At 71.4% G+C, this 25,730-nt stretch carries 20 protein-coding genes; 10 read left to right on the forward strand and 10 right to left on the reverse strand.

What is annotated here, in order from left to right:
- Position 1: 1 nt before the first annotated feature.
- The 3 genes from OHA21_RS50140 to OHA21_RS50150 are packed head-to-tail and all read left to right on the forward strand — an operon-like array spanning position 2 to position 2,750.
- Positions 2 to 1,030 (forward strand): ABC transporter ATP-binding protein, encoded by a 1,029-nt coding sequence (locus OHA21_RS50140; protein WP_328467840.1) that lies wholly within the window; start codon positions 2 to 4, stop codon positions 1,028 to 1,030.
- Positions 1,027 to 1,917: a carbohydrate ABC transporter permease gene (locus OHA21_RS50145; RefSeq protein ID WP_328467842.1), complete on the forward strand. Its 891-nt coding sequence runs from the start codon at positions 1,027 to 1,029 to the stop codon at positions 1,915 to 1,917. Before OHA21_RS50140 ends, OHA21_RS50145 begins: the two co-directional genes overlap by 4 nt.
- Positions 1,914 to 2,750, forward strand: a complete 837-nt coding sequence (locus tag OHA21_RS50150) for a carbohydrate ABC transporter permease (RefSeq protein ID WP_328467844.1) — start codon at positions 1,914 to 1,916, stop codon at positions 2,748 to 2,750. The genes OHA21_RS50145 and OHA21_RS50150 overlap by 4 nt, the downstream gene beginning before the upstream one ends.
- Here the strand turns inward: OHA21_RS50150 and OHA21_RS50155 are convergent, their stop codons facing one another.
- From OHA21_RS50155 to OHA21_RS50195, 9 genes are all read right to left on the reverse strand, one after another.
- Positions 2,751 to 3,764: a maleylpyruvate isomerase family mycothiol-dependent enzyme gene (locus OHA21_RS50155; protein ID WP_328467846.1), complete on the reverse strand. Its 1,014-nt coding sequence runs from the start codon at positions 3,762 to 3,764 to the stop codon at positions 2,751 to 2,753.
- On the reverse strand, positions 3,761 to 4,381 hold the full coding sequence (locus OHA21_RS50160) for a sigma-70 family RNA polymerase sigma factor (protein WP_328467848.1): 621 nt from the start codon (positions 4,379 to 4,381) through the stop codon (positions 3,761 to 3,763). Before OHA21_RS50160 ends, OHA21_RS50155 begins: the two co-directional genes overlap by 4 nt.
- Positions 4,382 to 4,420: 39 nt before the next feature.
- A complete protein-coding gene (locus OHA21_RS50165) occupies positions 4,421 to 4,855 on the reverse strand; it encodes a hypothetical protein (RefSeq protein WP_328467850.1) in 435 nt (144 codons plus the stop codon).
- Between the two features lie 55 nt (positions 4,856 to 4,910).
- On the reverse strand, positions 4,911 to 6,320 hold the full coding sequence (locus OHA21_RS50170) for a DUF4331 domain-containing protein (RefSeq protein ID WP_328467852.1): 1,410 nt from the start codon (positions 6,318 to 6,320) through the stop codon (positions 4,911 to 4,913).
- 76 nt (positions 6,321 to 6,396) lie between these two features.
- Entirely contained in the window at positions 6,397 to 7,548 is a 1,152-nt protein-coding gene (locus tag OHA21_RS50175; protein ID WP_328467854.1) for an AI-2E family transporter, read from the reverse strand.
- Between the two features lie 109 nt (positions 7,549 to 7,657).
- On the reverse strand, positions 7,658 to 8,878 hold the full coding sequence (locus OHA21_RS50180) for a polysaccharide biosynthesis protein (protein WP_328467856.1): 1,221 nt from the start codon (positions 8,876 to 8,878) through the stop codon (positions 7,658 to 7,660).
- Positions 8,879 to 8,889: 11 nt separating this feature from the next.
- Positions 8,890 to 9,915, reverse strand: coding sequence for an NAD-dependent epimerase/dehydratase family protein (locus OHA21_RS50185; protein WP_328467858.1), 1,026 nt, complete (start codon positions 9,913 to 9,915; stop codon positions 8,890 to 8,892).
- On the reverse strand, positions 9,912 to 10,697 hold the full coding sequence (locus tag OHA21_RS50190; RefSeq protein ID WP_328467860.1) for a glycosyltransferase family 2 protein: 786 nt from the start codon (positions 10,695 to 10,697) through the stop codon (positions 9,912 to 9,914). The genes OHA21_RS50185 and OHA21_RS50190 overlap by 4 nt, the downstream gene beginning before the upstream one ends.
- A complete protein-coding gene (locus tag OHA21_RS50195; protein WP_328467862.1) occupies positions 10,694 to 11,899 on the reverse strand; it encodes a nucleotide sugar dehydrogenase in 1,206 nt (401 codons plus the stop codon). Before OHA21_RS50195 ends, OHA21_RS50190 begins: the two co-directional genes overlap by 4 nt.
- A gap of 101 nt (positions 11,900 to 12,000) precedes the next feature.
- Between OHA21_RS50195 and OHA21_RS50200 the strand changes: the two genes are divergently transcribed.
- The 4 genes from OHA21_RS50200 to OHA21_RS50215 are packed head-to-tail and all read left to right on the forward strand — an operon-like array spanning position 12,001 to position 16,474.
- Positions 12,001 to 12,759, forward strand: coding sequence for an FkbM family methyltransferase (locus OHA21_RS50200; RefSeq protein ID WP_328467864.1), 759 nt, complete (start codon positions 12,001 to 12,003; stop codon positions 12,757 to 12,759).
- Positions 12,756 to 14,609: a hypothetical protein gene (locus OHA21_RS50205; protein WP_328467866.1), complete on the forward strand. Its 1,854-nt coding sequence runs from the start codon at positions 12,756 to 12,758 to the stop codon at positions 14,607 to 14,609. Before OHA21_RS50200 ends, OHA21_RS50205 begins: the two co-directional genes overlap by 4 nt.
- A gap of 3 nt (positions 14,610 to 14,612) precedes the next feature.
- The gene (locus OHA21_RS50210) at positions 14,613 to 16,340 is read left to right on the forward strand and encodes a hypothetical protein (protein WP_328467868.1); all 1,728 of its coding nucleotides are present in this window, start codon (positions 14,613 to 14,615) and stop codon (positions 16,338 to 16,340) included.
- Positions 16,316 to 16,474, forward strand: coding sequence for a hypothetical protein (locus OHA21_RS50215; protein ID WP_328467870.1), 159 nt, complete (start codon positions 16,316 to 16,318; stop codon positions 16,472 to 16,474). The genes OHA21_RS50210 and OHA21_RS50215 overlap by 25 nt, the downstream gene beginning before the upstream one ends.
- Here the strand turns inward: OHA21_RS50215 and OHA21_RS50220 are convergent.
- Entirely contained in the window at positions 16,459 to 17,640 is a 1,182-nt protein-coding gene (locus tag OHA21_RS50220) for a glycosyltransferase family 4 protein (RefSeq protein WP_328467872.1), read from the reverse strand. The two genes, OHA21_RS50215 and OHA21_RS50220, sit on opposite strands and share 16 nt — an antisense overlap.
- 161 nt (positions 17,641 to 17,801) lie before the next feature.
- Here OHA21_RS50220 and OHA21_RS50225 point away from each other — a divergent pair, with 161 nt between their 5' ends.
- The 3 genes from OHA21_RS50225 (at position 17,802) to OHA21_RS50235 (ending at position 25,577) form a co-directional block, all read left to right on the forward strand.
- Complete coding sequence (locus OHA21_RS50225; protein ID WP_328467874.1) at positions 17,802 to 19,481, forward strand: substrate-binding and VWA domain-containing protein; 1,680 nt, start codon at positions 17,802 to 17,804, stop codon at positions 19,479 to 19,481.
- Positions 19,478 to 24,433, forward strand: a complete 4,956-nt coding sequence (locus OHA21_RS50230; RefSeq protein WP_328467876.1) for an alpha-(1->3)-arabinofuranosyltransferase domain-containing protein — start codon at positions 19,478 to 19,480, stop codon at positions 24,431 to 24,433. Before OHA21_RS50225 ends, OHA21_RS50230 begins: the two co-directional genes overlap by 4 nt.
- Before the next feature lie 64 nt (positions 24,434 to 24,497).
- Positions 24,498 to 25,577, forward strand: coding sequence for a DUF3068 domain-containing protein (locus OHA21_RS50235; protein ID WP_328467878.1), 1,080 nt, complete (start codon positions 24,498 to 24,500; stop codon positions 25,575 to 25,577).
- The last annotated feature ends 153 nt before the right edge of the window (positions 25,578 to 25,730 follow it).

Below are 25,730 nucleotides of genomic sequence, written 5' to 3' on the forward strand. Positions count from 1 at the left end.
CGTGGCCATCGTCGAGGTACGCAACCTGGTCAAGGAGTTCCCCGGCGGGGTCCGCGCGGTCGACGGCATCGACCTCGCGACCGAGGAGGGCGAGTATCTCGTCCTCCTCGGCCCGTCCGGCTGCGGCAAGACCACCCTGCTGCGCATGATCGCCGGGCTGGAGCAGCAGTCCTCCGGCGACGTGCTGATCGACGGCGCGGTGGTCAGCAGCCTGCCACCCCGCGCCCGGCAGGTGGCCATGGTGTTCCAGAGCTACGCGCTCTACCCGCACAAGACCGTGCTCGGCAACATCGTCTTCCCGCTGCGCGCCGCGAAGGTGGAGCGAACCGAACGCGAGCGCAAGGCGAAGTGGGCCGCCGACCTGCTCGGCATCGCCCTCCTGCTCGGTCGCAAGCCGCGGCAGCTCTCCGGCGGCGAGCGGCAGCGGGTCGCGCTCGCCCGGGCCCTGGTCCGCCAGCCCAAGGTCTTCCTGCTCGACGAGCCGCTGTCGAACCTGGATGCCAAGCTGCGCGCGACCGCGCGGGACGAGCTCAAACGCTTCCAGGACGAGGTGCGCACGACGACCGTCTACGTCACCCACGACCAGACCGAGGCCATGGGCCTCGGCGACCGCATCGCGGTGCTCTCGCAGGGCCGCGTGCGGCAGGTGGGTCCACCGATGGAGGTGTACGACGACCCGGCCGACACCTTCGTCGCGACGTTCATCGGTTCGCCCCCGATGAACCTCGTGCCCCGGGGCGATCTGCTGGTCGGTTTCCGCCCCGAGCACCTGCTCCCGGCCGACGTGGTGCCCGGCGGCGGCCTGCCGGTGAGCCTCAAGGTGGACCGGCTCGAGTACCTGTCCGGGGACCGGCACGTCTACGGGACGGCGACCGGTGTCGGCGAGCCCACCCGCGTGGTGGCCCGCCTGCCGGCAACCGTGGACGCCGACGTGGCCGTGGGGGAGGAGCAGCAGTTCCTGGTGCCGGAGCGGAGAGTCCGCATGTTCGATTCGCAGTCGGGTGCGCGTACGCATCAGGGGTTGTCGTGACCGGCCGCCGGACGGCGGACCGTGAGGGGACGCTGGCCTGGCTGTTCCTGATGCCCAGCGTGGTCTACATCCTGGCGCTGGTGGCGCTGCCGTTCCTGCTCGCCATCGGGTATTCGCTTTCGGACGTGACCGCCGGCGACCCGAGCTTCGACTGGGTCGGCCTCCGCAACTTCCAGCGGGTCTTCGAGGACCCGGTGTTCTGGCGCTCGCTCGGCAACACCTTCGTCTTCACGCTGATCTCGATGGCGCTGATCGTGGTGCTCGGGAAGATCCTGGCGAACGTGCTGGTCGCCGACTTCCGGGGCAAGTGGGTGGTCCGGTTCCTGGTGCTGCTGCCCTGGACCACGCCGGTCGCGCTGTCGTCGATCGCCTGGCTCTGGATGCTCGACTCGATCTTCTCGCCGATCGACTGGGTGCTGCGCGAGCTGGGCCTGATCCAGGGCAACATGTACTGGCTGGGCGAACCGGGCCTGGCGATGGCCAGCGTGATCGCGGTGCACGTCTGGCGGCTCACCCCGCTCGCCGCCGTGATCATGGTGGCCGGGCTGGTGGCGATCCCGCGGGACCTGGACGAGGCCGCCCGGGTCGACGGGGCCGGCTACTGGCGGCGGATGTTCGAGGTGACGATTCCGCTGGTCCTGCCGGTGGCCGCGGTGGCCGCGCTGTTCGGGGCGATCTTCACGTTCACCGACATGGCCGTGGTCGACGTGCTCACCAACGGCGGGCCGAACAACGCCACCCAGGTGCTGACCAGCTGGGCGTTCTTCCGCGGCATCGACGGCGGTGACGTCGGTCAGGGCGCGGCGATCGCGTTGTTCCTGTTCCCGCTGCTGCTCGCGGTGGCCATCGCGATCCTGCGGCTGGTCCGCCGGATGGAGGTGTCATGAGGCACCTGCTGTCCCGTACCGGTCTCTACGCCCTGGCGATCGGGTTCGCGCTGTTCGCCGCCGCCCCGTTCCTGTGGAGCCTGGTCACCGCGTTCAAGCAGAACCGGGACCTCTACAACCCGGAGAACAACCCGTTCCGCTACAACCGGCCGGCCACCTCCGACCACGTCCTCTACCTCTTCGACAACACGTCGTTCGTGACGTTCGCGTGGAACACCTTCTGGGTCGGGGTGCTGGTCGTGGCGATTACCCTGACCCTCGGGCTGCCGGCGGCGTACGCCCTGGCCCGCCTCGACCGCCCCTGGGCCGGCTGGTTCGGCGTCGCGATCTTCCTGGTCTACCTGGTGCCGCCGAGCCTGCTGTTCCTGTCGCTGTCGCGGCTGGTGGTCGGCGTCGGCCTGCAGGACTCCACCTGGTCGCTGGTGCTGATCTATCCGACCATCACCATCCCGGTCTCGATCTGGCTGCTCATCGGCTTCCTCAAGGCGGTGCCGAAGGACATCGAGGAACAGGCCATGGTGGACGGCTACAGCCGGCTCGCCGCGTTCTGGCGGGCGGTGGTCCCGCTGACCTTCCCGGGGATCGTGGCCGTGGTCGTCTTCGCGTTCACGCTCACCGCCAGCGAGTTCATCTACGCCCTGGCGTTCGTCTCCCCGACCACCGAGAAGGTGCTCTCCACCGGGGTGCCCACCGAACTGGTCCGCGGCGACGTCTTCTTCTGGCAGTCGCTGCAGGCCGCCACGGTGCTCGCGGCGATCCCGATCGCGATCGTCTTCAACATCTTCCTCGACCGGTTCATCGCCGGCTTCACCCAGGGCGCGGTGAAGGGCTGATCACGGGTAGGGCGCGAGGTCCGGGGCGGCCGCCAGCCACTCCCGGGCCAGGCCGGCGTCGCCGCGGATCCCGGCCGGGAAGGTGGCCGGGTCGCGGCGGCCGCCGACCAGCCGGCAGAACTCGACGACGTCGGCGGTGACCTCGGCGTACGGCCGGCCGCCCGCATCGCTGTGCCGGCCGGCCGGGACCGTCCAGACGCCGCCGCCCGGCCCGGTCAGGTGCAGACGGATGCTGCCGCCCTGCGGGAAACGGCGTGCGGTGACTTTCGGCAGCAGCCGGGCGGCCAGGTCGGCCATCGGGTTCAGATGCTCCGGCAGCGGTGGGATCGCCGGGCTGTCGGTCGCCCCGGCGATGTCCTCGGTGTGTATCCACGTCTCGAACGCGCGGGCCAGCACCGCGTCCGGAACCGGCATCGGGAAGCCGAGCGTCACCGTGGCGCCGTTCGGCCGGTGCGGCAGCGCCCGGCACACGGCTTCGGCCTGCTCCCGCCAGAACAGCAGGGTCTGCTCGACCGGGCGGTGACGTTCCTGGGCCAGCACCACGACGGTCCTGGCCTGCGCGTCGGTGCCCGGCTCCATCGGCGGTTGCACCGGCACGCCGAGGGCGTCGGCGACCATCCCGTCGGTGGCGATCAGATGGGCCAGCAGCTCGTGGACGCTCATCTCGTCGTTCACGGTGATCTGCCGCCAGCCGCCGCCGGGCAGGCCGGAGAGCATCAGGTCGAGCGCGGCCACCTGCGCGGCGTACGGCTTCGCGTACCCCGGGGCCCGCGGCGCCGGACGCCGCCGCAGGTGCGCCGACGAGCGCAACCGGATGCCCAGCCCGGCCGGGGGCAGCAGGTCCTCGCCGCCGAACTCGGCGGCCGTCTCCCGCAGGGCGCGGGCCTCCTCGGCGCAGACCACGCAGTCGTCCAGATGCGCCTGGACCAGGTCGGCCTCCTGCGAGGAGCAGGCGTCCAGTGCCCACGCCCCGATGAGTGGGTAGATCGCCTCATGGGTCTGCGTGTTGCTCATGGTGCCTCCGAGGCGCCTTGATGGTGATTGCTCAACGCCACGGTCAGTCTGCGTAACGCCTCGCGGAGCCGCGACTTGGCGGTGCCCTCCGGGAGTCCCAGCTCGATCGCTACTTCACGGTAGGTGCGCCCGTGCAGGTACGCCAGGGTGATCGCGCTCTGCAGCGGTTCGGGCAGGGTGCGCAACGCCAGCCGCAGGCGATGGGTGGTGTCGGCGTCGGAGACCTGGTCGCCGACCGGGTCGCCGCCGCCCAGCGCCGCGACACTCAGCTGCGGGTCCTGGGTGCCGCGGCGGTGTGCCTCCTCGCGCCGCACCAGGTCGACCGCGCGCCGGTGCGCGATCATCGCCAGCCAGCCGCGCAGGCTGCCCTTCGCCGGGTCGAAAGCGAACGGCCGCTGCCAGAAGGCCAGGAAGACCTCCTGCGCGACGTCCTCGGCGGCGCGCTCGTCGCGGGTGACCCGGACGGCGATGGTGTAGACGAGGCAGCTGTAACGCTCGTACACCTCGTCGAAAGCGTTCTCGTCGCCGAAGACGAGTCGATCGCGGAGCCGCCCGTCCTCTTCGGAGACCTCCGCCGCGGTTCGCTCGGTGGATCGCTGCTGCACCAAGGCGCTCACCCCACCCCGGCACCACTCTAGGCGCATGAGTCGGCCGAGTCACCGGGCCGCGGATGCCAGGCATGACTTCTGCAGCCTGGCCCGGGCGGCTTCGGCCTGTTCCAGGTACTGCGGCTCGGCGGTCCGGCTGTCCAGCCGAACCCGCAGGTAGCCGAGGTTGAGGACCACCTCGGTCATCGAGTCGAGGACCGCGCCGTCCGCTTTCACCCGCAGCTCCCACAGGCGGGTCTGCAGCGTGCGCAGCTCGGCGCGGTCGGCCTCGGAGACCGCGGCGACGTCGGTCTGCCGGGTCACCCGGGCCAGGGCGAGGATGCTGTCGGCGGCGTCCCGGCAGACGCCCGGGGCGAACTCGTCCGCCTCCGGCAGGGCGGGTCCGGCCGCCTGCGGCGCGGACGACTGCCGGGTCACCAGGAAGGCGGCGCCGGCCAGGACGGCCGCCAGAACCACGGCGGCCACGACGATGAGACGCTTCACGGGGCGCTCCTTATGTCTCCAGGCCCGCCGGGGGGCGGGCCTGGAGTTCGTAGGTCTACTGCTGGTTCACGCCGATGGCGTTGGGGAGGGCGACGTACGGGAACGCGCCCCGGAACTTCACGTTGTTGGTGTCCACCGCGTCACCGAGTCCGTCGACGGCGGCCGGGTGGTCGGGAAGCAGGACCCCCTCGGCGACCCGCAGGGTCACGTCGAGAACGTCGTCGGCGAGCCGGCGGCCGTTCGGGAAGCCCTGGTTGTCACCGGCGATGACGCCGAGGCGGTTCGGCGAGGCGGCCGGCGGGATCGACATGTTCAGCCGCAGCTGTTCGCTGGGGCGGAACTTGTTGACGTCGACGTCCTTGTTGAGCCGCTGCGAGTTCAGGTCGACCGCGACCGGCCCGCAGTCCTTGCAGAATCCGGTCAGGAACGTCTCGACCAGGTCCTGCCGGGGTGTCTTCGGCGCCGGGATCATGTAGATCTGCTCGACGAGCTTGGGCACCTCGGGATCGGTGACGAACTTGAGGAAGCGGGAGTCGTTCTTCGGTTCGGTCGCGTTGAACTCGTCCTTGCGGCCGACCGGGATGACGACCTCGTTGACCAGCGGCATGCCCAGGCGCGACACCTGCCGGAACTCGCCGGAGCGGTCCCGCTGGTTCTTGGTGCCGACCACCTCGATGCGCTTGCGGGAGGTGGTGCTCCAGATGCCGACCACCGGGTTGCGGGTGCTGTCGCCCTTCAGGGCCAGGGCCTTCTTCGGCACCTGGATGGCCAGGGTGTTGACGTTGTAGCCCTTGACCGTGTCCGTGCCGATCTGCGAGAAGTCACCGTTGTAGAGCAGGTTGAAGATGCCCAGCTCGATGAAGAAGGGGTCGTCGGCCTGCCCGGCGAAGGTCTGCCCGCCGTTCGGCAGCTTGGTGACCGCCGCGTCGGCCAGCGCGCCGTAGTTGGGCATCGACGCCTGCCCCACCCGCGACGGCGCGACCTTCCCGTTGCGGATCAGCGTGCTGGTGCCGTTCTCGGTGATCGCCTGGAGCCGGTACGTCTGGAAGTAGTTCAGGTCCGGGTCGTCGAGCGTGGTCACCGGCCCGGTGTTGTAGAGGAACGTGTTGCGGTTGCGGTAGTTGTCGTCGAACGTCCACCGGTACGTGATGTCCGGCAGCGCGTCACCGTCGTTGTCGATGTTGATGTCGTACGCGGTCTCCGTCGCGAACGAGTAGAAGTTCGGACCGCCGTTGGGCTCCTCGAACGGCAGCCAGTTGGCGATCATCGTCACCGTGTCCGGCGAGTCCGGGCTGACGAACGCGTAGACGTCGGTGTTGTCGAGTCGCGGCTCACCGGCGACGAGTGGCGCCTCGCGGTGACTCGACGCCGACCCGATGGTCGGTGCGAGCGAGGCGACACACGCCGCCGCGACCAGAGCGGCCGCGGCGCCGAGCGCCGGTTTCCGGATGGGGCGGTGGTGCATCTGTCCTCCTGCGGGCTCCGTGGCCTGTCGCAGGAGGGTTCGGGGCGGCGCACGGCCGCGGATGGTTTTCTGTCGGCTAGGCGACTTCCGGCCGTCCGGCGGTCTCCGGGTTGCGAATAGCTTCTTCGGCGGCGCCGTCGGCGGGATCGTCCGGTGACGGCGCCGGCGAGTCGCTGAGCTGCTCACGCAGGTAGTTCCAGAGGACCGCGATCATCGCGGCGACCGGCACCGCGAGCAGCGCGCCGACGATGCCGTACAGGCTGCTGCCCAGGGTGACCGCGAGCAGCACGACGCCGGCGTGCAGGCCCAGGCCGCGGCTCTGCACCATCGGCTGGAAGACGTTTCCTTCGAGCTGCTGCACCGCCACGATGATGCCGAGCACGATCAGCGCGTCGGTCCAGCCGTTGGAGACCAGCGCGATCAGCACCGCGACGAAGCCGGCGAACAGGGCGCCGACGATCGGGACGAACGCGGCCACGAAGGTGAGCACGGCCAGCGGCAGCACCAAGGGCACGCCGACGATCCAGAGGCCGATGCCGATCGCCACCGCGTCCAGCAGGCCGACGAACGCCTGCGAGCGGACGAACGCGCCGAGCGTCTCCCAGCTGCGGGCGGCCACGATCGGCACGTCGACCGAGAGCCGGCCCGGCAGCTGCCGGGTCAGCCAGGGCAGGAAACGCGGCCCGTCCTTGAGGAAGAAGAACATCAGGAACAGTGCGAGGATCGTGGTGACCAGGCCGTTCACCACGGTGCTGACACCGGTCAGGGTGGCCGTGGCGATGCTGCCGACGCGGCTCTGCAGCTGGTCGATGGCACTGTTCGCCGCCGAGTTGACCTCGTCGTCGCCGATGTTCAGCGGCGGGCCGGAAGCCCAGTCACGCACGGTCTGGATGCCGTTGACCACGCCGTCGGCGAGTTGCGGAGACTCGGAGGCCACCGGTGCCACGATGCCGACCAGCGTGCCCGCCGCGATCACCAGGAACAGCACGGTCACGACTGAGGCGGCCAGGGCGGGCGGCCACTTGTGCCGGCGCAGGAACCGGACCGGCGGCCAGGTGAGAGTGGTCAGCAACAGGGCCACGACGAGCGGCCACATCACCGACCACATCTTCCCGAGCAGCCACAACGCGACCCAGGTCATGAGCAGGACCAGCAGGGTTTGCAGCGAGATGCTCGCCGACGTGCGCAGTGCGGATCGCGCCTTCTTGGCGCTCAGCGTGGGGCCCATGTGATCACCCTAAGGACCCCCGCCCAGCGCCGCTCTACAGGTCGAGGGCGAACCGCAGGAAGTCGCCGGCGCGCAACTGCCCGGCGGCCGGCGCGATCGGCGCTGCGCCTCAGGAGGTCAGCGCCGCGCCGGTCAGCTTGCCGGCGCCACTGCGGACGGTCGCCCAGGCGGTTGCCGCGAGGGCGAGCGCGGCCGTGCCCGCCGCGCACCACATGATCACCGGGAAGGTGTGCGGCGCCAGCCAGGCGACCACGACCAGCACCGCGGTGGACACCCACAGCGGTGCTGACGGCCACTTCGCGCCGGCTGCCACCTGCGCGTTGACCAGCACGAAGACCAGTGCGTAGAGGGCACCGGTCAGCGCGAAGACCGGCGCGTAGCGGCCCAGGTCCACATATCCGTCGCCGCCGGCGAACCGGAACGCCAGCCCGCCGGCCAGCGCGGACGCCGCCACCAGGAGCGTGCCGGAGCCGGCGACCAGCCCGACCGCGATGATCAGCGCGCGGCGGCTGCCCTGCGCGAGCCGCGGCAGCGCCAGCACGGTGACCACCTGCGGCGCCCACAGCGCGCCCTTGGTGAGCACGGTGCCGACCGCGTAGGCACCGGAGGCGGCAGCCGGCAGCAGGGCGCGGGCCAGGAGCAGGTCGGCGTACGAGACGACGAGCATCGCCAGCGTCGCCGAGCCGGCCGTGATCACGTGCCGGGCCGAGACGCCACGGTCGCCGGGCGGGGAACCGGGCACCCGGGCCACCGCGGTGAGCGCGACCGGGATCAGCAGGGACACCACCGTGGCGATCAGCACCGATCCGGTCAGCCCGGCGCCGAGCAGCAGACCGGCGACGAGTCCGCCGTACCGGCCGGCGGCCAGCACGGCCATGCCGAGGGCGAGCCGCAGGAACCGCTCGTCGCCCTGGAGCTGCCCCAGCCAGCGGCCGGCCACCACGATCGCGCCGGTGTAGACGGCCAGCAGCAGCATGAGCTGCGGCGGCAGGTCGAGCACCGGGCCGGCGATCGGCGTCAGCAGGGCCACCACGCCGGCGCAGACACCCGCGGTGATCCACCCGACGTGCCGGGCCGTCGAACCCGGGTGCCGGGCGCGCTGCACGGCCACGGCGATCTGCAGGCCGGTGCCGGGCACGCTGGCGATGGCCACGATCGCCAGCACGGTCGCGAGGGCGCCGAGGTCCGCGGCGTCCAGCCGGCGGGCGCCGAGCACCGGTACGACGTACCCGAGGCCGCTGGTGACCGCGGTGGCGACGGCCACCGCGGCTCCGGAGAGTCCGATCCGCCGCTTGTACTGGTCGCGGACCGTCTTGGCGGGGTCCTCCATGGCGGCGCCGGTTACAGCCGGCCCTCCTCGACCGCCTGCCTGATCCACGGGATCACCTCGTCGAGCATCGTGTCCAGCGAGGTCTCCGCGGTGAAGCCGAGCACCTCGCGCGCCTTGGTGACGTCCGGGACCCGCAGCGCCACGTCGTGCGCGAACGGCTCGTCGCTGACGTGCCGGAACGGGACGTCCGGACCCTTGATCTTGCGCCAGATCAGCTCGGCGAGCTCCAGCACGGTCGTCGACTCGGCGGTGGACAGGTTGAAGTCCTCGTTCGCCGCGGCCTCGTGCTCCATCGCCGTGGCGATGCCGCGGGCCAGGTCACCGCCGTACGTGTAGTGCCGCACCTGCTCCCCGCTGCCCAGCACGTGCAGCGGGTCCTGACCCTTCAGAACCTTCTGCACCAGGTCCGGGACGACGTGCGACATGGCCAGCTTCACGTTGCCGGAGAGCACCTCGGCCGAGCCGAGCGCCCGTCCCTCGCCGACGCCGACGCAGTTGAACGGCCGGACGATCGTGTAGGGCAGCTTGTACTGGTCCCAGGCGGCGCGGGCGTAGTACTCCACGGCCAGCTTCTGGAACCCGTACGACGATCGCGGCGGCGGAACCTCGTGCTGGTCGCCCTCCTTGCTGGGCCACCGGTCGGTCGACTCGAAGACCATCGACGACGACACGTACGTCATCTTCTTCAGCCGCCCGGAGCGGTGCGCCGCGATCGCCGCGTCGCAGGACGCCGCCATGATCCGCTCGTTGGTGGCGAGCAGGTCGTACGCGTACGCGTGGAAGTAGGAGATGCCACCGATCATCGCGGCGCCGGCGACGAAATGGTCGCAGTCGGCCAGCAACTCGGTGACCAGGTCGACGTCGCGGGCGTCGCCCTCCACGAACCGGTACCGCGGGTGGTTGTCGTAGCTGTGCGACACCGGGCCGTACTTCGAGAAGTTGTCCAGCCCGACGACCTCGTGACCGCGGCCGAGCAGCTCCTCCACCAGGTAGCCGCCGATGAACCCGGCCGAGCCGGTGACCAGCACCTTCGTCATGCCCGGGTGCCCTCCTTGTCGCGATCCGCCGGCGCCTGGTCCGGCCTGTGGGCCGCCCAGCGGGCGGCGAGCTGTTCGCCGGACAACGGCCGGCCGAACGCGAAAAAGTACCAGCGCAGGTAGGACGGCATGAACCGGCCCACGTCGAAGTGCGACTCACCGAGCTGACGGTCCAGCCAGATGGTCGGGATCTCGGCGACCATCCGGCGCATCCGGGTCGCTTTCGCGGTCAGCTCGATGCCGATCTCGAAGCCGGTGTTGGACTCGATGCCCACCTCGCGCACGAAATCAGTGTCGTACGCCTTGAAGCTGTTCGTGGCGTCCCGGGTGCCGACCCGGGCGAACCAGTGCAGGGTGCGCCCGGCCCACCGGGACGCCATCCGCTTGAACCGCGGCCCGCCGACCTGCTGCCCACCGGGCATGTAGCGCGACGCCGCCGCGACCACCACGCCCCGGTCGACCAGCCGGGCCAGGTCGTCGATCTGCCGCGGGTCGTCGCAGCCGTCGGCCATGGTCACGACCGCCACCGGCGCCTGGGCCGCGTCGATCCCGAACCGGATCGCGTTCGCCGGCCCCCGCCCGTACGTGTTGAGCACAGTGCGCACCCGCGGGTCGTGGCGCGCGATCTCCTGCGCGAACGGCACCGTGGTGTCCTCGGGCATGTCGTGCACGACGAGGATCTCCGCGGGCAGCATCACCTCACGCAGGATCCGCTCGAGGTGGCGGACCACGCCCTCGCCCTCGTTGTAGACCGGGATGACCACCGAGACCCGGGGCGTCACACCAGCACCCCCTGCCCGGTCAGGCCCCACATGTCGATCAGCGGCTTGTCGGTCTGCAGCCCGGCGTAATCCGGATGCGGCGACGCGATCACCAGCAGGTCGGCCCGTTTCAGCACGTCCTCCAGTGGCAGGAAGCGGTCGTCCGCCACGTACGGATCGGTGCAGAGGGTCTCGCGCGCCTTCAGCGTCAGGATCTTGCGCAGCTTGTAGGCCAGGCTGTCGCGCGGGTCGTCGCTGCCACCCTTGAACGCCATGCCCAGGATGCCGACGGTCAGATCGGACAGGTCGAACCGGTCCTCCAGGCGGGAGACCAGGTAGAGCGGCAGGCCCTCGTTGATCAGCATCGCGGAGTGGCCGAGCACGAAGTTGTTCCGGTTGAACGCCGCGAGCTGCATGGTGTCCTTGAGCAGGCACGGCCCGGCCGCGAAGCCCGGCATCGGCAGGTCGTCGGCGCGCGGGTAGTCGAAGGTGACCGCGTGCCGGATCCGCTCGAAGTCCAGCCCGAAATCGTTCGCCATCATCCAGAACTGGTTGGCGGCCGCGAACTTCAGATAGCGCCAGGTGTTGGTGAACAGCTTCGCGAGCTCGGCCTCCTCCGGCTCCAGCCGGACGATCGACTCGGTCAGGTGCCGGAAGAGCTTCTCGGCCCGGTCCAGAGCCTGCGGGGTACGCGCGGCGACGATCTGCGGGAGCGTGAAGAGCTCGGTCATCGCCTTGCCCTCGGCGATCCGCTCCGGGCAGAACGCCACGTCGACGGCGAGGCCGCGGCTGGTCAGCAGCTTCTCGGTGAGTGCCGTGACGCCCGGGTAGACAGTGCTGCGCAGCACCACGAGCTGGCCGTCGCGCATGTGCTCGACACAGCGCTCGATGGCCCGCGGCACCGCGCCCAGATCGGGGTTGAGGTGCTCGTCGACCGGGGTGCCGACGACCACGACCAGAGCCTCGGCGAGACCGACACTGGTCGGGTCGGTGGTGGCCCGCAGCCGGCCGGCGGACAGCGCCTCGGCGAGCGGCTCGTCCGCACCGTGCTCGGTGAACGGCATGGCACCCGAGTTGACCCGTGCCACAGCAGTCTCATCGATGTCGTAGAGCACCACCGACAGCCCGCGCGCCGCGAGCGCGATGCCCAGCGGCAGGCCGACCCGGCCGCACCCGCCGACCACACAGACATCCACGCCGGGGGCGTGCATTGCCTCGGTCATAACGCCTCACAATCCACACCGGGCACCAGCGTGTGTGCAGGTTACTCGTGAGTCACACTCGGGTCTACCCATGCGTAGCAAAGCCGCTATGGTTCGTCACCATGGTCGGTACGCAGCCCACTCCACTCAGCTCACGGATCGCCGCGGCGCTGCCCCCGCGCGCCGTGGCGGCCGCCGTGCGCACGGCGTATCCCCGGGTCGAACCGGAGCTGGCGAAGCTCGCTTCCTATGTGCCGCGCTGCGCCACCGCGGTGGACGTCGGCGCCTGGTACGGACCCTGGACGCGGGGCCTGCGCCGGATCGCCGACCGGGTCGTCGCGATCGAACCCACGGCCGAACTGGCCCGGTGTGTGCGGTCGGCATATCCGGACGTCCGGGTGGTCGAGGCGGTCGCTTCGGACCACGCCGGAACGGCCGAACTCTTCCTGCCGTCCGGTGGACCGGGCACCGGCACCTCGTCGATCGAGCACGGCACCGGGGCGACCGTGACCGTCACCCGGCTGACGCTGGACGAACTCGAGCTGACCGGCGTCGGCTTCATGAAGCTGGACGTCGAGGGACACGAGATGCCGGCCCTGCTCGGCGGCGAGCAGACCATCCGGCGCGACCGCCCGCTGCTGCTGGTCGAGCTGGAGGAGCGGATCCAGCCGATCCAGCCGGTGCTGGACCTGCTCGCCGGCTGGGGCTACCGGCCGTACGTGATGCCGGACAGCGAGTGGGTGCCGCTGGAGACCTTCGACCTGATCGAGCACCAGCGCGGCGCGCTGGCCCGGATCGATCAGAGCTTCGCGCGCCGGGTGGTCTGGCCCAAGCCGCGGTACGTCAACATGCTGCTCTTCCGCCCGGAGACCGCCCGATGAGCGTCGGCACGGCCACCACCGCGGACAGCCCGGCCACCGAGCCGGCCCGCAAGCTGGACCCGATCGGCGCGATCGCGGCCGTCCTGATCACCGCGAGCGTGCTCTGGCGGGCCTCGATCACGACGCGCGGCTATCTCACCACCGACGACTTCCCGATCATCGCGCAGGCCGACGAGTTCGGCCTGGGCGGGCTGTTCACGCTCTACAACAACCACTTCATGCCGGCCGGGCGGCTGATCACCTACCTCGTCAACGAGCTCACCGGGTACGTGTACTGGCCGTACGCGACGCTGATGCTGCTCGGGCAGATCGCCGTCAGCATCCTGTTCTGGCGGCTGCTGCGGGTCGTGCTGCCGTACGGATGGGCGATCCTGGTGCCGTTGACCCTGTTCCTCTTCAACCCGCTGACGCTGGAGGTCAGCGCCTGGTGGGCGGTGGGTCTCAACCTGCTGCCGATGCAGATCGCGATGATCGTGGCGCTCGGCGCCCAGGTCAAATACGTGCACACCGGCGAACACAAGCATCTGGTCACCCTCGGGCTGACCGTCGTGATCGGTCTGCTCTTCTTCGAGAAGGCCCTGCTCATCATCCCGCTGGTCTTCCTGACCACGCTGTTCTTCTACGCGCCGGGCGGCCCGGTCAAGGCCGTGGTCACCACGATCCGGCGCTGGTGGATGGCCTGGGCGATGCTGACCGCCATCGCGCTGCTCTTCCTCGCCCTCTACCTGGCGATGGCCACCGGCTCGTCGCTGCGGGTGCCGCACTCGTCGGACGAGGTCCGCGACTTCCTGGTGCAGTTCTTCGGTTCGTCGCTCGCCTCCGGCCTGCTCGGCGGACCGTGGAGCTGGCTGGACGCCTCGGACGGCCCGGCGGTCGCCGCGCCCACCGAGACGGCGCAATATGTCTCGTGGGCCCTGATCGCCGTCCTGGTCGCGCTCACCGTCTGGTTGCGCCGCGGTGTCGCGGCGCGGGCCTGGGCGCTGATGGTGGTCTTCGCCGCCATGGCCGCCGGGCTGATCGCGTTCACCCGGCTGGGCTCGGAGATGAGTGGCGTGGCCGGCCTGGTGCCGCGTTACCTCGGTGACGTCTTCCCGCTCGCGGCCCTCTGCGTCGGTGTGGCGGTGTGCGGGCTGCGCCGCCCCGGCCCCGACGGCGAGGCGGTCGACGACTCGCTGCCCGCGCCGGTGCGCCGCCACCCGCAGCAGTTCGTCGTCGGCCTCGGGGTGAGCCTGGTGCTGCTCATTGCGAGCAGCGTCTACAGCGGCGTCGACTTCGCCACCGACTGGGCGTCCAAGGCCGGCCGCGACTATCTGCACACCGCGCAGGCTGAGATCGCCGCGGCCGAGCCCGGCACGGTCTTCATGGATCAGCCGGTTCCCGAGCTGATCGTGCCCGACCTGGTGTACCCGTGGAACATGCAGTCGAAGTTCTTCGGGCCGGTCGAGAACGGGCCGGTGTTCGTGACCGAGGCGTCCAAGCTGTCGGTGATCGACGATTCCGGCCACGTCCGGCCCGCCTGGGTCAAGGGCGTCCGCAACAAGCCCGGCCGGTTGCCGGGCTGCGGCTACCGGATCACCGGCGGGAAGACCGTGAAGATCCCGTTGCAGGCGGACGTGATCAACTACTGGCAGGCGGTGCGGATCGGCTACCTCAGTGACCGGGACACGGCGGCGACCATCCGGATCGGTGACGGGGACCCGGTGCCGTTCGACGTGCACCGCGGCCTGAACGCCCAGTTCCTGCTGCTGGTGGTGAAGGGGAACGAGGTCGAGCTGACCCTGCGGGACCCGAAGGCCAACGTCTGCACCGACGAGATCGAGATCGGCGCGCTGGTGCCGCAGCCGAGGTAACCGGTGCGCCGTGGGCTGATCCTGCACGGGGTGGCCGCGGCCGTCACCGCCGTGGTGCTCGCGCCCCTGGCCCTGCCGGGGTACGTGCTGCGCTATGACATGGTGTTCGTGCCGCGGCAGCCGCTCAGCTGGGAGATGATCGCGCCGGCCGACGCGCTGCCCCGGGCGGTGCCGCTGGACGCCCTGGTGTCGGTCGCCAACCTGGCCGTGCCGGGATGGCTGCTGCAGCGGATCGCGCTGGTCGCGGTCGTCTACCTCGCTGCGCTCGGCGCCGCCCGGCTGCTGCCGAGCGCACGCACGCTGCCCCGGGTCGTCGCGGCTCTGGCGTACGCGTGGACGCCCTACCTCGCCGAGCGGCTGCTCCTGGGACAGTGGGCGCTGCTTCTCGCGTACGCCGCCCTGCCCTGGCTGGTCGCTGCCGCGCGTGACGTGCGTGCCCGCCGTCCCGGTGCGCTGCCGCGCCTGGTGCTGGCCGCCGCACCGGCCGCGGTGACACCGACCGGCGGCCTGATCGCGCTGACCACCATCGCCGTCCTGCTGCCGTTGCGGTCGCGCGCCACCGCGATCGCCCTGGGCGCGGTCGCGGCCCTCAACGCGCCCTGGCTGTTCGCCACGCTGGCCAGCGCGGCCGGCGGCAGCTCCGACCCGGAGGGCGTGGCCCAGTTCGCGGCCCGGGCGGAGAACTGGGCCGGCGCGTGGGCGGCGCTGGCCGGCACCGGTGGCATCTGGAACGCGCAGACCGTACCGGGCAGCCGGTCCTCGGTCCTGGTGCCGGTGATCACCGTGCTGATCCTGGCGGTGGCCTTCGTGGGCCTGCGCGAGCTGCGCCGGCGCTGGCCGGGTGGCGCCGACCGGCTCTTCGTCCTGGCCGCCGGCGGCTTCGTGCTGGCGGCCGTCGGCGTGGGGCCGACCGCGGTGGTGCTGGAGTGGCTGGTCGTGCACGTCCCGGGCGCCGGACTGCTGCGCGACGGCCAGAAGTTCCTGCTGCCCTACGCGCTGGTGGTCGCGCTGGGCTTCGCGCTCGGCGCGGAGCTGCTCGCCGGCCGCCTCGCCCGGCGGTTCGAGCCCACGGCCGGCCGGGTGCTGCTGATCGCGGCCTTGCTGATGCCGGTGGTGGTGATGCCCGACCTGGCGTTCGGTGGGGCCGGGGCGCTGCGCCCGGTACGGTATCCGGCCGACTGGGACGTCGTGGCGGCGAAGGTGGCGGCCGCGCCGGGCGAGGTGCTGTCGCTGCCGTTCGAGGGCTACCAGCGCTACGACTGGACTCGCGGCGTGGTGGTCCGTGACCCGGCGCCGCGCTATCTGGACGCCCCGGTGCTCATGAACGACGCCCTGCGGGTCGGCGCGGTCATCGTCGACGGGGAGAACCCGCGAGCCACGCGGGCGCAGGAGTTGCTGGCGGCCGGGCGGCCGGCGTCCGAACTCGGCGTGCGCTGGGTTCTGGTCCGCCGGGGAGCGGTCGCGGAGCCATCGGCGAACGTCTTTGCCGGGATGACGTTGGTGTACGACGGACCGCATTTGCGCCTGTGGGAGTACCCGTCGGTAACCTCGGCGTCCCGGACCGCCGGTGCGGGCCGCCGATGGCCCGCTCTGGCAGCGCATATTCTCGCCGCTTCAGTCGTGATCCTCGCAGGTCTCGGGCTACTGCGTATACGCCGTAGATCGTGGTACGGTCCGCGCACCCACGAGTCCGGGGAGGAAGAAACATGGCCAAGTTGGCCACCTTCGTAGTCGCAACCATCGCCGGCGGTGTCCTCGGCATCGTCGGCATTGTCGCGACTGTCGGTGCGGTTAGCCCGTCCGCCGACCACGTCGCCAGCGAAACATCCACCGATGCGGAGCCGGCGGTTTACGGCACCCGCTGATCTGCCGGCGCCGTCCGGATAGCGGGAAGCTGCCCGGCGACCACCTCGGCGAAGGCCTCACCGGCCTTCTCCCAGGTGAATCGCCGGGCATGTGTCGTTGCGGCGGCGCCCATCGCGGTCCGCCGGCGAGCGTCCAGCAACAGCTCACGCACCCGCAGGTAGAAGTCGTACTCGTTCTCGACGAGCACGCCGGTCTCCCCGTCGACCATCGCGTCGGCGACGCCACCGGCGGAGCGGAACGCCACCGCGGGCGTGCCCCGGGCGCCGGCCTCGACGATGGTCAGCCCCCAGCCCTCCTTGAGCGAGGGCATCAGCATCAGCCAGGAGCCGCAGAGCAGCTCGTGCTTGCGCTCCTCGGAGACGAAACCGGTGAACTGCACCCGGTCCTCGATGCACAGGTCGGCGGCGAGCTGGATCAGCGGCTCGTCCCACCAGCCCTGTCCGGCCACCACCAGCTCGACGTCCGGCAGCTCGGTGGCGAGCAGTGCGGTGGCCCGCAGCGCGAACTCGACCCGCTTGTGCGGCACCAGCCGGCCCAGCACCATCAGGCTCGGGTACGGCGTACGCGCCACCGCCCGCCCGGTGACCTCGGGTGTGCCGTTGTGGACGACGTTGATCCGGTGCCGGTCGACGCCCAGCCCGACGAGTTCCTCGCGGGTGGATTCGGACACTGTTATATAGGAGCAGTTGCGGTAGACCCGAACGGCCAACCTCGACTCGATCCACCAGCCGATCCGGGCGACCCGCGGTCCGAAGACGACCGGCCACTGCTCACGGTGCACATGGTGGACGAGGGCGATCACCGGGCGCCGCGCGTACAGCTTGCTGAGGAACGGCATGCCGTTGCCGACGTCGATGATCAGATCCGGACGCCCGAGCCCGCGGCGCGACAGCGGACCGAAACCGAGGGCGCCCATCAGGTACGTCAGCGCGGCCATCAGGTACACGGTGTGCCGGCCTCCGCGGCGGACGATTCGCATGCCTTCCGGGGTGATCTCGCGGGCCGGCGCGGTACCGTGCGCCTGGCAGAGCAGCGTGACGCGGTAGCCGAGGCTGATCAGCTCGGCGGCAACGCGCTCGAGGAAGAGCTCCGAACCGCCACCCTCGGGATGCTTGGTGTCCCGCCAGTTGAGGAACAGAACGTGACCGCCGCAGGCATCCGTCATGGTCTACTCTGCCACCCCTACTAGCGAGTACGATTCGCGGTCGCGTCACACTAGGGCAGCCCCGCGAACATCCGCAACGGTGGCGTAACAACGGGAGGGATCGCGTGGCCGACGGGAGCCTCCGCGCGCGACCAGAGTTCTGGCCGGTCACGCTCTTGAGCGTGGCGCTGATCGCGGTGCTCGGCGGTTGGGCCGGTTTCACCTACGCCGAGCGGACCCGCAGCGACCCCGGCTGCGCCGAGCGCACCACGCTGCGGGTGGCGACGGCGCCGAGTATCGCCGAGCCGGTCCGCGCGGTCGCCGACCGGTACACCAACCGCCAGCCGTGCCTGGACGTGCTGGTCGAGGGCCGCGAGTCGGCGGACGTGCTGCGGACCGTGGCACGGACCGCGCCGGCCGGCGCGACGCCCTCCGGATCCGCCGCGCCGTCGGCTTCGGCCGCCGCGCCGTCCGCTTCGGCCCCCACGGCTTCGGGCCAGATGGTGACTCCGGTGCCGGACGTCTGGGTGCCGGAATCGACGCTGTGGCTGCGCCGGGCCCGTGCCGTCGGCGCCTTCCAGGTCCCCGACGACGGGGTCACGGTGGCGACCACCCCGGTCGTGCTCGCCCTCGACGAGTCCTCGGCCGCCCGGCTGACCCGCCAGGGCCACGCCCTCGGCTGGCCCACCCTGGTCGGCGCCGCCAAGCTGCCGGTGCCGGTCTCGCTGCCCGACCCGGCGACCAGCCCGCTCGGCGTCGGCGCGCTGGTCGGCATCCAGGCCCTGGCCAAGTCGGACCCGGCCGCCACCGTGAAGATCATGCGCGGGCTCTCCCGGGACACCGTCTCGACGGCCGGTGAGGCGGTCCCGGATCCGGGCGGTCCCGGCGCGAACGAGTTCGGCATCATCAGCACCGAGCAGCAGGTCCTGCGCAACGCGGAGGCCGGCAAGCGGCAGGTCGCGGTCTATCCGCCGGCGGCCGTTCCGGGGCCGGACTACCCGTACGCGGTGCTGACCACCGAGGGCAGTGACCGCGAGGAGGCCACCGAGTTCCTGCGGGAACTGCTCGCCGAGGGCGGCGCGACCACCTTCACCGAGTACGGGCTGCGTACCCCGGCCGGCCAGGCGCCCGAGGGGATCCCGGCCGCCACCAAGATTCGCACCGCGGACTACGCGCCGGTCGCGCTGCCCGCCGTGGCGGCCGTCGAGGACCTGCTCAACACCTGGGGCGGGGTGCACATCAGCGCCCGGATGCTGGCCGTCTTCGACATCTCCGGCTCGATGGCCGAGGCGGTGCCCGGCTCCGGGGACACCCGGATGTCCGCCACCATCAAGGCTGCCCAGGACGGGTCGAACCTGCTCCTCGGCACCACCGAACTCGGCGTCTGGGAGTTCTCCACCGATCTGGACGGCAAACGCGACTACCGGGAGGTGTTCCCGGTCCGCCCGATCGGTCCGCGCCGGGAGGAGATGCTCAAACGGGTGGGCCAGATGAAGGTCGAGTGGAACGGCGCCACCGGCCTCTACGACACCACCCTGGCCGCTTACCGCGACGCGACCCGGAACTGGACCCCCGGAAAGATCAACATGGTGCTGATCCTGACCGACGGGCGCGACGACAACCCGGACGGGATCAGCCGCTCCCGGCTGCTGCGTGAGCTGGGCGAACTCGTCGACCGGAAGCGGCCGCTGCCGATCCTGTTCATCGGCGTCGGGCCGGAGATCGACAAGGACGAGCTGAACCAGATCGCCAAGGTCACCGGCGGACAGGTCGCGCTGACCAAGAAGCCTTCCGGAATCCGAGAAATCTTCTACACTTCGCTCGCCCAATTCAGCTGCCTGCCCCCGGAGTGCCGCCGATGACTGCCGCCCTCCGGGAGCGGACGCCCACCGTGGCTGCGACACCGCCCGCCCCGCGTCGCTCGTACCTGGCCTGGACCGGCGCGCTCGTGCTCGTGGTCCTGTCGTTCCTGCAGCGTCCCGGCCGGACCACGTTCGACACGAAACTGGACCTCGCCGAGAACCCGCTCGGCCTGATGGAACGGGCCCTGCACCTGTGGAACCCGTGGGCCACCTCGGGCGAGCTGCAGCAGCAGGCGTACGGCTACCTGTTCCCGATGGGCCCGTTCTTCGCGGCCGGTGACCTGCTCGGCGTACCCCCGTGGATCACGCAACGGGTCTGGTGCGCGCTGCTCCTCTGTGCCGCCTACTTCGGCGTGCTGCTGCTGGCCCGCGCCCTGCGGATCGGCAACGAGGCGGGCCGGGTGATCGGCGCGCTGGCGTACGCCCTGGCGCCCCGGATGCTCACCGAGATCGGCCCGCTCTCCTCGGAGATGCTGCCGGTCGTCATGCTGCCCTGGGTGCTGTTGCCGCTGGTGTGCGTACGCCGGATCGGCTCGCCCCGCCGCGCCGCCGCACTCTCCGCCCTGGCCGTGCTCTGCATGGGCGGCATCAACGCGGCCGCCGTGGTGATGGCGCTGGTCCTGCCCGGCCTGTGGCTGATCACCCGGCGCTGGGACCGCGACCTGGCCCGGCTGATGGCCTGGTGGGTCCTCTGCGTCACGCTGGCCACCCTGTGGTGGGTCGTCCCGCTGTTCCTGTTCGGCGAGTACAGCCTGCCGTTCCTGGACTACATCGAGTCCTCCGCGACCACCACCGCCGTGACCTCGCTGTTCCAGGCGGTCCGCGGCACCAACCAGTGGAGCGGCTACATCGTCCAGGGCGAGCCGTGGTGGCCGGCCGGCTGGATCCTGGTCGACAACCCGGTGCTGATGGCCGCGACCGCGCTGCTCGCCGCCGTGGGCCTGGTCGGCCTGGCCCTGCGCGGGCTGCCCGAGCGGCGGTTCCTGGTGATCGGCCTGCTGGCCGGTCTCAGCCTGCTGACCATGGGATACGTCGGCACGCTGGACAGCCCGTTCGCCCCGTACATCCGGGAGTGGCTGGACGGCCCGCTCGCCCCGCTGCGCAACGTGCACAAGTTCGAGCCGGTGCTGCGGCTGCCGGTCGCGCTCGGTATCGCGTACGCGGCCGGCCGTACCCTCGCGTTGCCGCGGCTGCGGGTCCGGATGCCGTCCGCACCGGTCGTCGCCGCGCTGCTGATCGTGGCGGTGGCGCCCGCGTGGATGCTGGTGCTGCGTCCCGGGCCCGGCTGGTCGTCGGTGCCGCCCTACTGGAGCCAGGCCGCCGACTGGCTGGCCGACCGGGACGCGCAGGCCCGCACGCTGGTGGTTCCCGGGACCGGCTTCGCCCAGCACACCTGGGGCCGGACGGTGGACGAGCCGATCCAGCCGCTCGCCGGGGCGCCCTGGTCGACGCGGCACCAGATCCCGCTCGGGTCCGAGGGCAACATCCGGGTGATGGACACCGTCGAGGCCGTCCTGGCACAGGGCCGCGGCTCGTCCGCGCTCTCCGCGTTCCTGGCCCGCAACGGCTACCGCTACCTGCTGCTGCGGCACGACCTGAACCGCACCGCGTCCGGCGCCCCGCCGATCGCGGTGGTCCGCCGCGCGGTGACCAACTCACCCGGCCTGACCGCGGCCGCCACGTTCGGCCCGCAGGTCGGCGCGGGCGGCGCACAGCCCAGCCCGGTCGACGCGGCCGTCTCGGTGCCGTCCATCGAGATCTTCGAGGTGGAGCAGCCGGCGCCGGCGGTGTCGGCGACCACGGCCGACACCGTGCCGGTCGTCTCCGGCGGCCCGGAGTCGCTGCTCACCGTCCTGGAACAGGGACTGATCGATCCGGCCCAGCCGACCGTGCTGGCCGGCGACCAGGACAGCGCCCTGGGCCTGCCGCAGACGCCGGCACAGCAGATCGTCACCGACGGACTGCGCCGCCGCGAGCTGAACATCGGCCGGATGCGGGACAACGTCAGCCACACCCTGACCGAGGACGAGGAGACCCGGCAGGGACGGGTGCGCACCGACCTGCTGCCGTTCGACGCCGACGGGCACCAGACAGTCGCCGCCTACCAGGGCATCCGGTCGGTCGAGGCGTCCAGCGGGATGAGCTTCTCCGACTCGATCGGCCCGAGCGACCCGTCCACGCTGCCGTTCGCGGCGCTGGACGGCGACGCGTCGACCGCCTGGCGCTCCGACCCGTTCCAGCCGGCCGCCGGGCAGTGGATCGAGGTGGAGCTGGAGACGGCGAAGCGGGTCACCGCGGTGACCGTCGACTTCGTGGACGACGTACGGGTCGCGGCGCCGGTGGCGATCGTCCGGCTCACCACCGATCAGGGTGTGGTGGACCGCGGCGTGCCGGCCACTCCGGGCCCGCACCGGCTGTCCACCCTGCCCGGTCTCACCACCTCGGTGAAGGTGACCGTGCTCGCCCTGCGGCAGGGCTACCAGGGCGGTATCGCGCTGCGCGAGCTGGGCATCCCCGGCCTCACCGCGGAGCGCGCCATGCGGGTCCCGTCCGATCTGGGTACGACCGCGCCGGTCTTCGCCTTCGAACGGGCCACCCAGCAGCGGGGCGCCTGCTTCACCGCCTCCGGCCAGACCCGCTGCGACCAGTTCCTGGCCCGCACCGGCGAGGAGCCGCTCGGCGTGGACCGGTACTTCAGCACGCCGGTCGACGCCGCGTACGACCTGAAGCTGACCGCCCTGCCCCGGCCCGGCGCCGCGCTGCCGCTCGGCCGGCCGGTGAGCGCGTCCGCGTCGTCCACCCTGACCGGTGACGTGACCGTGGGGGCGCACGCGGCGGTCGACGGCGACCCGGCCACCGCCTGGCTGGCCGAGCCGACCGAGGACAAGCCGGTGCTGCGGCTGGCCTGGAGCGGCGCCCGCCGGATGGACCGGATCCGCCTGGTCGTGCCGCAGGCACCGGTGGCCGCGCGGACCACGCAGGTGGTGCTCGGGACCGACGCCGGGGACTTCGCCGCCGACGTCGGCGCCGACGGCTGGGTGCGGTTCCCGGCCGTGACCACCTCGCGCCTCGACATCATCGTCAACTCCGCGGAGAAGGCGATCGCCGACCCGCGGGGCAACGGCTGGCCGGCCCCGGCGGGCATCGCCGAGGTCGAGGTGCCGGCGCTGGGCAACCGGTTGTCGCCGGCGAGCGACAGCACCCCGCTGGTCGCACCCTGCGGAACCGGCCCGGCCGTCGAGATCGACGGCGTCTCCTACCCGACGTCGGTGACCGGCACGCTCGGCGACGTCCGGGCGAGCCGCCCGCTGCCGGTCACCATCTGTGACGACTTCGCCAGTGAGTCGGTGCCGCTGACGGCCGGCGAGCACCACCTGCGCACGCTGCCGTCGACGGCGTTCGTCGGCGAATCCGCGACGCTCGTGCGGGACGGCGGCACCGCGGTGCCGGCCGTGACCCGGCGCGACGTCAAGATCGGGCAGTGGGACGCCACCGAGCGGACGGTCACCGTCGGTTCCGGCGCGGCGGCTCTGCTCGTGGTCCCGGAGAACCTCAACGCCGGCTGGGCCGCCAGCCTGAACGGCCAGGACCTGCGCCCGGTACGCGTGGACGGCTGGCAGCAGGCGTTCGAGCTCCCGGCCGGCGAGGGCGGCACCGTCACCCTGCGCTTCGAACCGGACGAGCCGTACCGGGCCGGTCTGGCCGTCGGCGCGGTCTGCGTCGTCCTCGTGCTGCTGCTCGCCCTCGCGCCGGTCCGCCGCCGCTGGGCTCCCGCCGCCCACCCGCAGGGCCGGCCGTCGCGCCGCTTCCCCGGCGGTGAGGCCTGGATGCTGGTGCCGCTGATGGCTCTGGTCGTCACGCTGGGTGGCGCCGCCGGTGCGGTTCTGCTGCTGATCGCGCTCATCGTGCGGCAGCTCTGGCCGAACGCACTGCCCGCCCTCGCGTTCATCAGCGCCGCGACCGGACTGGTCGTCGCCGTCGGTGGGCGCCTGCTCGGCGAGGGGCAGGAGCTGGCGTACGGCGCGGCGGTCCAGCTGGCCATGCTGGCGGCGGTCTGCTGGGTCGCGGCGACCGCCGCGCCGGCTGCCGGCCGCCCGGCCGAGGAGCCGGAAGTCGTTGCCGAGACGCCGTCGGAGGAACCTGCTGCCGCGGAGCCGTACCGAGCCACGTTGCGCCGGTCGATCGGCCTCTTCCGCACCTTCCTCGTCGAGCAGACCGACCCGGACCGCTTCTACTCGCTGCTCGCCACCGACTCGGTCCGGCAGCTCGGGTCGTACGTGAAGCTGGACGGCGCGCGGGTGCTGGACGTGGGCGGCGGGCCCGGCTACTTCTCGTCCGAGTTCGAGAAGGCGGGCGCGACCTACCTCGGGATCGACCCGGCGGTCGGTGACTTCGCCGCCGCCGGCGCCGAGGTCAGCGGCATGGTCCGGGGGAGTGGCACAGCGCTGCCGATCCGCACCGGCGTGCTGGACGTCTGCTACTCGTCCAACGTGCTCGAGCACGTCGACGCGCCGGAGGCGATGCTCGACGAGATGCTGCGGGTGACCCGGCCGGGCGGCACCGTGTACGTCTCGTTCACGCCCTGGTACTCGCCGCACGGCGGGCACGAGACGGCGCCCTGGCACTTCCTCGGCGGCCGGTACGCCCGGCGCCGCTACCAGCGGAAGAACGGCCGCGAGCCGAAGAACCGCTTCATGGAGTCGCTGTTCCCGGTCACTGCGGCCCGGGCCATGCGATGGGTCCGCGCCGCCCGCCGGGCCGGCGACGTCACCGTCGTCGATGTACTGCCGCGTTACCACCCGAAATGGGCGAAGTGGGTCGCCCGGGTCCCAGTGCTGCGGGAGACCTTGACGTGGAACTTCACCGTCGTGCTCCGGCGCACAGGTGAGTCCGATTCAACTGTCGTTCAGGAAGATGTGGCCAGGGTCTCGCTTCCGGATGTGACTCAGTAGTAACCTCCTGCAAGCTCGGCATACATCCATTGCCACTTTTTCGTTTCCACCTCGTGGAGGACATATGAAGTCCCGCGTCATCGGCACCGTGCTGTTCGGTCTCGGCGTCTTGGCGTTGGTATTCGCCGGCGGCCTGGCGTTCATCGTGGCGCCCGCGGTTTCGCAGCTGCCGTACGACATGGAGATGACGCAATCCGTCGCCGAAGCTCCGGGCGCACGCTTCCTGCAGATCACCAACGGCAAGGCCACGGTCGAGTCCGGCACGCTGCGCTCGACCGTCACGGTGCAGCCGGACGCGGCGGAGACCGCCAAGCTGACCGGTGACCTCGACGGCAGCGCCCTGGTGTGGCTGGCCGGCCAGCAGGTCATGCGGACCGACACCAACGAGCTGATCAGCGCGTACAGCACGTCGCTCGCCGTCGACCGCAAGACCGGCGCGGCGGCGGACTGGGACGGCGCCTGGCTGGACACCGGTAGCGACCGGCAGCCGGTCGAGTACACGGGCCACATGTACAAGTTCCCGTTCGGCACCGAGAAGGAAAGCTACGACATCTTCGACCGGGACATCCTGTCCGCGCAGCCGGCGAAGTTCGTGCAGACCGAGCAGATCGAGGGACTGGAGACCTACCAGTTCACCCAGGAGATCCAGAACGCGACGCAGGAACTGCCCGCCGACCGTCTCCAGGTGATCCTCGGCCAGCTGATCCCGGGCGCCACGTCCGGCCAGGTGAGCTACAGCAACACCCGTACCGTGTGGGTCGAGCCGACCACCGGCCAGTTCCTGCGCGTGCAGGAGGAGCAGAAGAAGACGCTGGTCGGTGACAACGGCACCTCGGTCGACATCCTCGACGCGACCTTCGTCTACACCGAGGACACCACCCAGCGCGCCGCCGAGGCGGCCGCGGACAACCGGCAGAAGCTGAACCTGGTCGGTCTGTGGGGCCCGCTGCTGCTCGGCCTGCTCGGCCTGATCCTGGCGATCGTCGGCGTCGTGATGATCGCCCGCCGCCCGGCGACGGCCGACGCGGGTGTGCCGGCGCAGCGCTCCGACAGCCCGCGGCACGCCGCGCAGAACGACGAGCCGGCTGACGAGGACCGTACCGAGGCGATCGCCGGGACCGGCCCGGAGAAGTCCGACAAATAGCGTTCCCCGCTGACGACCGCCCCATCGGACCCGAAGGTCCGGTGGGGCGGATCGTTTCCGGCGGGTCACAATGCCGGCCGGCACCAGGTGACACGCGGGTAATCGGGGACGCACTTTCGTTTGACCGTTCGGAAACCGCGACTTTCTAGCGTG

This window comes from Actinoplanes sp. NBC_00393 (genome assembly GCF_036053395.1).
Taxonomy (GTDB): domain Bacteria; phylum Actinomycetota; class Actinomycetes; order Mycobacteriales; family Micromonosporaceae; genus Actinoplanes.

Excerpts from the sequence above, each read along its gene's own strand:
- OHA21_RS50205 (WP_328467866.1), top strand. The coding sequence starts at position 12,756 with ATGAGCGTCGGCACGGCCACCACCGCGGACAGCCCGGCCACCGAGCCG.
- OHA21_RS50220 (WP_328467872.1), bottom strand. The coding sequence starts at position 17,640 with ATGACGGATGCCTGCGGCGGTCACGTTCTGTTCCTCAACTGGCGGGAC.
- OHA21_RS50200 (WP_328467864.1), top strand. The coding sequence starts at position 12,001 with ATGGTCGGTACGCAGCCCACTCCACTCAGCTCACGGATCGCCGCGGCG.
- OHA21_RS50230 (WP_328467876.1), top strand. The coding sequence starts at position 19,478 with ATGACTGCCGCCCTCCGGGAGCGGACGCCCACCGTGGCTGCGACACCG.
- OHA21_RS50180 (WP_328467856.1), bottom strand. The coding sequence starts at position 8,878 with ATGGAGGACCCCGCCAAGACGGTCCGCGACCAGTACAAGCGGCGGATC.
- OHA21_RS50235 (WP_328467878.1), top strand. The coding sequence starts at position 24,498 with ATGAAGTCCCGCGTCATCGGCACCGTGCTGTTCGGTCTCGGCGTCTTG.
- OHA21_RS50170 (WP_328467852.1), bottom strand. The coding sequence starts at position 6,320 with ATGCACCACCGCCCCATCCGGAAACCGGCGCTCGGCGCCGCGGCCGCT.
- OHA21_RS50155 (WP_328467846.1), bottom strand. The coding sequence starts at position 3,764 with ATGAGCAACACGCAGACCCATGAGGCGATCTACCCACTCATCGGGGCG.
- OHA21_RS50185 (WP_328467858.1), bottom strand. The coding sequence starts at position 9,915 with ATGACGAAGGTGCTGGTCACCGGCTCGGCCGGGTTCATCGGCGGCTAC.
- OHA21_RS50215 (WP_328467870.1), top strand. The coding sequence starts at position 16,316 with ATGGCCAAGTTGGCCACCTTCGTAGTCGCAACCATCGCCGGCGGTGTC.
- OHA21_RS50150 (WP_328467844.1), top strand. The coding sequence starts at position 1,914 with ATGAGGCACCTGCTGTCCCGTACCGGTCTCTACGCCCTGGCGATCGGG.
- OHA21_RS50195 (WP_328467862.1), bottom strand. The coding sequence starts at position 11,899 with ATGACCGAGGCAATGCACGCCCCCGGCGTGGATGTCTGTGTGGTCGGC.
- OHA21_RS50175 (WP_328467854.1), bottom strand. The coding sequence starts at position 7,548 with ATGGGCCCCACGCTGAGCGCCAAGAAGGCGCGATCCGCACTGCGCACG.